The organism is Microcoleus sp. T3_B1, assembly GCF_036700445.1.
In the GTDB taxonomy this organism is placed as follows: Bacteria; Cyanobacteriota; Cyanobacteriia; order Cyanobacteriales; family Microcoleaceae; genus Microcoleus.
Genome location: NZ_JAUBOX010000089.1, coordinates 20,221 through 27,861 on the forward strand (window position 1 = coordinate 20,221; position 7,641 = coordinate 27,861).

A 7,641-nucleotide genomic window follows, 5' to 3' on the forward strand; every position below is an offset into this window, starting at 1 on the left:
CCTCGCTCCGGCCGCCACCGGCTAACCAATGCTCCTAGCTATAGGGGGCAGGGCGATCCGCTGCTTGGAGCGGTTGCTGCTGGTAGCTGGAACGATCGCTGAGGTCGGCTGCCCTTTGAGTGCGACTTCAAAAGATACTGGCCGACTGGGGGGAAGATAGCTTTGGGGACTCGGCACTGCTCCTTGACTGGGAGATGGGGGCGAAATAAACGGCTCTTTGATGAATGGCTCTTTTGTAAACGGATCTGGTTCCCGGCTGGGATTTTGAGGTTGAGTGGGGTAGATGCGCGGCGGCAAATTTTGATTCGGAGGTGGGTTTGATTCAATTGCAGGCCCCGTCCCGTTCGGGAAAAATGAGGAGTTGTCCGGCTGTTGGGGCGCAGCCGGCAAAGCCGGCAAAATCAAAGTAGGTTTGGGTTGTCCGGGGCCTTGCTGATTGCGTTCACCGGAGGCTCCCCCGGAACCTCGCCCGGGCTGGTATGTACCGCTCTTGGCTGCTCCTGGCAAGGGAGAATTTGGAGTTTTTGATGCCGATCCTGGCTGGACTAGGGAATCGAGAACTACAGAAGATGGCATCGGTCGATCGAAAATACTAGAAATTTGCTCGACGCGTTTGAGGATGCGATCTGCTGCTGCTCCCTTCACCACCTTCGGCTGAAACTTTTTCACCTCCACAGGCAGAAACTCTACCTTCATATTCCTGTCTTTGAGCGATACTTTCAGGACTGCGGTATCGTAATCCCTGCGAGCATTCGGGCCGAATATAAAATTACCCAGCGAGTAAACTATCGGGCGGCCCTTGTAAATTTCTGCACCTTGCAGTACCTGGGGATGGTGTCCCACTACCAAATCAGCTCCTTGGTCGATCGTGAACCGAGCCAAATCAATCTGCCAGTCCCCCGGATAATCTGCCAATTCGACTCCCCAGTGGTAATTAACAATAATCCAGTCTACCTGACCCCTAAGAGCTCGAATATCCTCGGCCACGCGATTGTTGCGGCGGGGATTAGTGCCCGCTTTCCCTTGGTCGGCGACGTTAAGCTCGGCATCGTAATAACCGAGGTAGGCAATCCGCTGACCCTTAACTTCAATAATATCTGGACGCCTCGCTTCTTTAATATCTCTGCCGGCTCCCAGGTGTTGAATCCCACTATTATCTAGAGTATTCATAGTCTCCACCAGCCCCGGTTCCTCGTAATCCATAGCGCGGCTATTTGCCAGATTGACAATATCCACTCCTCCGGCTGTTAATACTTTCACCGATTCTGGATCGGCTTTAAAATTTAATTGTTTTTTGCCAGAGCCCAATGTAGAGCGAGTCAGGGAGTTTTCTAGGTTAACCATCGCCACATCTGCTTGCCGGTACTCGTCCATATTGGCGAAAGCCCATTGGTGATCGTTGGCAGCAGATGCTCCGAGCGCATCCGATAGATTCACATTTCCTCCGAACATCAGCGTTACTGTTGGGTCGTAAGGATTAGCAACTTGCTTTTGCTGTACTACTGGTACTACTTCTAAGGCCGCTTGCACCGTATCCGCACGTTTTGGAGGCGGCCCCGAAATTACAGCAGCTTGCTGGTAGCCGGATACGGGAGATACTGACTGCAGGGTCAGAGCTTCGTGGTAGCTGACCCAACACCCTAAAATAAATGAGGCAAGTGCCGATCCCACTAGCAGCAGAGAACGATACGTTTTAAATTTAACCCAATCGACGACCGGTAGGGAACGGTAACGCCGCCGCTGGCGGTTTGCCGGAGTCACAATTCGCACTGACTGTTTCCAGAGAATGTCTGCATCCCCAGCCAAGCGCGCGTGAATTCGCACTCCTTCTACTGCTGGCGAGTTGAGTCTCCAGAGTTGGTGGCAAATAAATTTGACTAAGCCTTCCCGGAGAGTGCTCCCCAGTAATGTAGTATCTGGCGCAAATTCGCGCTGGAATTCTACGATGATTTGGACGCAGCCGGCCTGAGCCTGTTCGACGCGGGCATAAATCCCTTCGGGGCGCAGCAAGCTGTCAATCCAGTAATTCAGGGCTTGAAAGTTGCCCGATCGCGCTAGTTCCAAGATAGACGGCTGCGACCAATTTTCTGCGTACACCATCAATTAGCCTCCTTAATACGCACGAGCGATGACTCCAATTTGTTTTGAACGGAACCGCAATTCTTTTAGCTTAACCGCCACAGGTTCCGCTGCCCGTTTTGAAGCTAGTTGTTGGCCGCCACCATTTTCTACATTTAGGGGCTGCCTGCTGTCAGTGATTTTTATCACACTCCAGTCAATCGATTTTAGATTTTAGATTTTAGATTTTAGATTGAGTTCAGAGGGGGTACTGGGGGGTACAAATAACCTCCCAACAAGAGGTTTCTGGGGGAATTGAGACATAAGAGAGCGAGATATCTGAGGCAGAGTCTGTTTTTATTGTCGCTGTTTGAGTGTCGCTTTAGAGCTTTCGCTTTGAGATTTGAGATTTGAGATTGAGCCTTGACGGCGTTAGGGGGCGATCGAACAATCGATTTTAGATTTTAGATTTGAGATCTGAGATTGAGGAAAGAGGGGTTACTGGGGGCTAGAAATCACCTCCAAACACTCTTGTTTCTGGGGGAGTTGAGGCCAAAGAGAGCGAGAAATCTGAGGCAGAGTCTGTTTTTATTGTCGCTGTTTGAGTGTCGCTTTAGAGCTTTCGTTTCGAGATTTGAGATTTGAGATAGAGCCTTGACGGGGTTAGCGGGCGATCGAACAATCGTCGAAACACTCTTGTTTCTGGGGGACTTGAGGCAAAAGAGAGCGAGATTTTTGAGGCAGAGTCTGTTGTTATTGTCGCTGTTAATGGGGTGCCGTCGTCAAGTCCTAATGCTCGGATCTATGCTGGCAAATGCCTCTCACGAGGGATGCCACTGACTGGAAAACCTGTAATTGGATAAATGGCGTACTCGATAGATTTGGTGGTAAAATCAAATTTGGTAACTCCCATCGGTACAAAAGTTGCGGAAAACGTGAAACTGGCCAGTCCATACGGCTGTGCCTTCCGATGTAAAACCCAAAGTACGTTACGGTAAACAGACCATATTTTAAGCAAGTTACACTGCGCAGGAGAACTGACAAATGCTACAGCGCAAAATCTATCAACTCTGTTGTGATGGTCGTGAGGTTTCTATTTTTCTTCGAGATCAGCAACGTTGGATAGAGCGCGCTCGTATCCTAGATATTGAAGGGGATCTAGTCACGCTGCGCTACGAAACCGACGAAGAAGACGAAATCAGCTCCTGGGAAGAAATGGTGCGTCTCGAAAGTATTGGATCTGTGTCTCAGAAGTTGGCTTCGGTATCCCGAACTAACTGCGAACCCCTAGTTTCTGACGATTGTCCCGAAGCCGAACAAATTCGCAATCACTACCCCGACTCGAATTTGGAATAGTTTTGAGCTCGCGCTTGAGGCACAAGGAAAACTTGGGGGAAAAGAAAACGGCTTTTCTCCCTTTTTTGTGGAGAAATTATGCAAAAAACCCAGTTTAGGCCAAAAATATTCTGGGTTGTGACCCCATAAGCTATTTTCCCTTTAAATTTAAGCTTGATGGCGGGATCTCCGGCCCAACCCATACTCCCCACAACAGCGTAAGGAATGAGAATTAAATAACTTCCACTCTTGAAAGTGGGATGGGCGTCCCGCCCGTCCAAAAAGGACGGGCGGGACGCCCATCCCACAATAACAATTAAAATTGTAAGTTATTTAATTCGCGATCCTAAGTACACAGTAGTGTGAACAAACCTGACGGTCAACTGAGTACAGTTAGACTGCAGGCTTCTTTTTCCTTTTTTTCAAAGGCTTTTTATAGTGAGGTAGTTCCACCCCCACTTGCCAATATAGTATCAGAGTATTTCCAGATTATCAAGGGATATACAGAAATAATTGTCGCTTTGGATACCTACACCCGACGAGCCTTTCATCACGCTCGGTAATTTATTCGGGGTACTTCGCGCAGCGCTCAGATTAATCCCCTTTAAATATACCGAGGGACTTCCCGGCTGGTAGTTAAAAATTCAATACGCGACAGCTTACCCCTGCTGAAACCGGGTTTTTTGTCTGGGTGCGTCCAGAACTGTTCTTTTGTTTTCTTTGCCTGCAGGCTGGTTTCGATGTGCCCGACAGCTTATTCGCCGTCTGTTTCGCCATCTAGGAAAAGTTCCGACTCCGGTATCGCTTTAAACACCGGACAGAAACCGTCGGGGGTTACTTTAAAGCCAAACAAAGCACTGGACTGGTTCCAACAGCGCTGGCTGCGGTAGTGCTGGCAATTGCCGCAGCATTCGAGGTTGGCCTGAACGGCGCTGCCTTGAAAAAGGAGTTCCCGCTGGGAGATGCCCCGCAGTACCAGTTCTTCGCCTTGCCAGCGCGCTTCTACCAAACCGGTATCGGCAAAATTGGCCCACCGAGGATCGGCTGTAATCGGACTCGGCAAGCTAATTGCTACCTCTGTCCCCAATTCGCTGAGTTCTCCCTCATAGTTAGTTTCTGGGATAGCGGGCTGCAAAAACATTTCCCCGATCGGCAATTCGACAAGTGTTCCGGCCGCCGGAGTGTGCAACTGGTAGCGGTTTCGCAGCTCGTCCAAGTTAGCCAAGTCAGCCAAATATGCAGGGGAACCGTGGAGTAAAATTACGTGCTGGGGACGCAAATTGTGGATGAGTTGGGTCGTCCCCGGCCCGTCGCAGTGTTCGGCTAGCAGATAAGTTTCGACACTTGTGACTCCAAATAGGGGCCTGTTGCCCAGCCAGTCGGTGACGGGATATCCTGGTTTTTGAGGGGCGAGCAAAATCCAAGGATTTGTGCCATCGGCAACATACAAACCCAAATCAGCTAACTTGTCAGTAATCACAATACAGGGCGTGGCTCCCAATCCGGGGCGCTGTTCGGCAGAGAGCCTGCGGACGCGGGGTTTCACCCTTTCGTCCCAAAATAAAGGTTGGTGCAGAGCAAAATTTTGGACGGCGGTGGGAAATTGGGGTAACAGTTCCAGATAAGCGTCGCACCCGTCGGCGACAGTGCCGTCCACCCAAATATCCAAGTCGCGGCCAGTAAAGTAGTGGTGACTGCGGAGCAGCATCAGCATTTCTTGGCCCAAACCAAGGGCCGGCGCGGGCAGCAGTACCGAGTAACCGTCGGCGATGGCGCGGTGGATGCGATCGGCTAACTGATTTTCTAGTTGTCGGCGGTGAGGGTGGCGGGCCGTGCCGTAACTGCCTTCCAAAATTAACACATCCGGCTTCATGCCCCTGAGTTCTCCCAGGGGCAAACCTTCCACCAAACGAGAATTCGACAGGAAAAAGTCGCCGGTGTAAACCACTGTGTAGGTGCGGTGCGGGGCGGCATAAGTCAGCAGCACAGTCGCCGCTCCGGGCAAATGACCCGACGGGAACAACTGTACGCTCAGTCCAGGGCGCACTTCGAGCGGCGACTGCCAGGGCAGTCCCTGACAGAACCGGGACTCTGGCTGTTGAGCCAGTTGTGGCCAGTTGAGCGGTAGCAGTCGCGCTGTCACTTCGCTGGCGTAAATTGGCAAGTGGGGGAAAGATTGATGGAGTGCTAGCAAACCTCTGGCATGATCGGAGTGGGCGTGGGTACACACCACAAAATCGGCTGGCAGCGATCGATTTAGTGTCGCTGATAGCGGTGCAATATCCTCTACACCGCAGTCGAGTAAAATGCGGTGCGGCCCCATTCGCACTAGCAGACAGACCCCTTCCTGTGCGTGGCCTGCGCCGTAAGGTAAACAATCGAGATCCATCACTGCGGTTAGCTCCCTGCTTTGCACGCAACTTGCAGTATCGCCACTTTTAAACATTGGTTGCGACTGCATTCATTCGATCGAGTTCAGTCTCGGACGCTGAAACCGGGTTTGATGAACGAAAACACTTTGTTGCCGCCCTCGCTCCCGGTAAAAAAACCCGGTTGATCAAAGTTCTGGTGCGTAAGCCCTGGAGCTAAATGTTTGCTCGAAGGCTCCGGCTCTCGTGCAAGGAAAGTAATTGCACTTAAGATTTGATGCAGCGCCAAGAAGGCGATTTTCCGAAAGCCTTGGCCGGACGGGCATTGGGCCTTCGACAAAGTTCAGGCTACTGGTTCTGGCATCAAAAGTTACATTTTATTGCACCATGTAAGAGCAGCGAACTCGATCTCATATTCTGAGTTTTAAACCTTTTTCCACAATTTGTGCCTGCTAAAAGCTAGTCTTTTTTATGAGAAGATTTTAATTCAGATGTGCCAATATCTTGATAAAACTTTACAATTCTTCATTTTTCTGGTTTTGAGGGCCGTGTATTGTCCAATCTGAAAAAGGGAGAACCAGCATCGTGCTAGCTAACTCCTTTTGTCAGTGCAGAGAGAGACTTTATGAGTTTGATCGGTTTCTTTGTAAAAGTTTGATACATTCTTCTAAGTAAACCTTCTGGCTATCGAGGAGAGAGTGTGAACGAACCTGACGGTCAACTGAGTACAGTTAGACCGCAGGCTTCTTTTTCCTTTTTTTTCTCATGCTTTTTTGAGTGACGGAGTTCCCCCGCCACTTTTGTAACTCAGACCAATTTTTCTTATGAGTTTGGCTGAATTTTCATCTCGCTCCAAAGATTCTCCACATTGACAAGAATGCCACCGTTCCGATAATTCTTTCGGGACTTTGTTGAGGCAGTTCCAACAGTGCTGGGAAGTTCCCTTTGGATCAACAAATAAAACACTTTTACCTAGTTTCCAGGCGACATATTTCAGAACGTTGGCGAATTGCCCATGAGCAGCATCAAGCATAGATTTATTCAAACCACTCTTAGCTGACTGACCGTTGGGCAAATAAACCAAATTACCATTCTCAATATCAGTCTTGGGTTTGGCACGTCTAGTTAGATTTTTGACACTCAAGTCTTCAACCACTAAAACCTCACACTTGTTAAGTAACTCATGTGCGGTTTTAAATTGAAAATCTAATCTAGCTCTAGCTACAAACTGATGGAGTTTGGAAACCTTGTCCTTGATTATTTTCCAAGGTTGAGAACCCTTGACTCTATTAGCTAACTTCGCTTGAAGCCTTGCTAATTTCTGAGCCGATTTCCTCAAAAATCTAGGATTCTCAACTCTTTCGCGGTTGGAAAGATAGACGTAATTAGTGACTCCCAAATCAATGCCAACAGTATTTTCGACCGTCGGCTGAATTTCTGCAACCGTTACGGGAACCGTTTTATCTTCTAGCGTCAGGGAAATATACCACCCATCCGCTTCTCTGATAACTGTACCCGTCTTAACTTTGAACTTTGTTGGTATTGGACGGTGGAAAACCATAGGCACGCTTACCTATTTTGGCGAGACTAATACAAATCCTATCTTGCTCGTCCTTGACAATATCTAAGTTATCTAGTTGAGGATAAGTGAAGGATTTGTAGTAGTGAAGCCCTTTGAATCTGGGCTTCCTCTACGATTGCCGTTTTTTATCGGGCGTGGTGAAATTTGAAAAGGAAGTTTCAACTCTGTTGACGACATCTTGCAAAACCTGAGAATCCAACGCTTTGTAGTCAGGAAATAGTTTTTTAGTGTTTTTCAGGTCAGCTAATTGTATCGTCTGCCACTGTACATATCCGCCTTCAATGTTTGAGAAAACAT

General features: G+C 49.0%; 5 protein-coding genes and 1 pseudogene. 1 reads left to right on the forward strand and 5 read right to left on the reverse strand.

Annotated elements, in window-relative coordinates; translation table 11 throughout:
* Positions 1-21: 21 nt before the first annotated feature.
* Together QT990_RS30290 and QT990_RS30295 are read right to left on the reverse strand one after the other, a co-directional pair.
* Positions 22-2,100, reverse strand: a complete 2,079-nt coding sequence (locus QT990_RS30290) for a CapA family protein (RefSeq protein ID WP_333143084.1) — start codon at positions 2,098-2,100, stop codon at positions 22-24.
* Positions 2,101-2,112: 12 nt separating this feature from the next.
* Complete coding sequence (locus QT990_RS30295; RefSeq protein WP_158307982.1) at positions 2,113-2,268, reverse strand: hypothetical protein; 156 nt, start codon at positions 2,266-2,268, stop codon at positions 2,113-2,115.
* An 834-nt stretch (positions 2,269-3,102) separates the two neighbouring features.
* On the opposite strand from QT990_RS30295, the gene QT990_RS30300 reads away from it, so the two are divergent.
* Complete coding sequence (locus QT990_RS30300; RefSeq protein WP_015177146.1) at positions 3,103-3,414, forward strand: DUF6679 family protein; 312 nt, start codon at positions 3,103-3,105, stop codon at positions 3,412-3,414.
* 733 nt (positions 3,415-4,147) lie between these two features.
* Here QT990_RS30300 and QT990_RS30305 read toward each other — a convergent pair.
* The 3 genes and pseudogenes from QT990_RS30305 to QT990_RS30315 form a co-directional block, all read right to left on the reverse strand.
* Complete coding sequence (locus QT990_RS30305) at positions 4,148-5,782, reverse strand: MBL fold metallo-hydrolase (protein ID WP_333466124.1); 1,635 nt, start codon at positions 5,780-5,782, stop codon at positions 4,148-4,150.
* Between the two features lie 743 nt (positions 5,783-6,525).
* Entirely contained in the window at positions 6,526-7,323 is a 798-nt protein-coding gene (locus QT990_RS30310; RefSeq protein WP_333466122.1) for a transposase, read from the reverse strand.
* A gap of 130 nt (positions 7,324-7,453) precedes the next feature.
* Positions 7,454-7,641: pseudogene (locus QT990_RS30315) on the reverse strand (hypothetical protein); the annotation flags it as partial.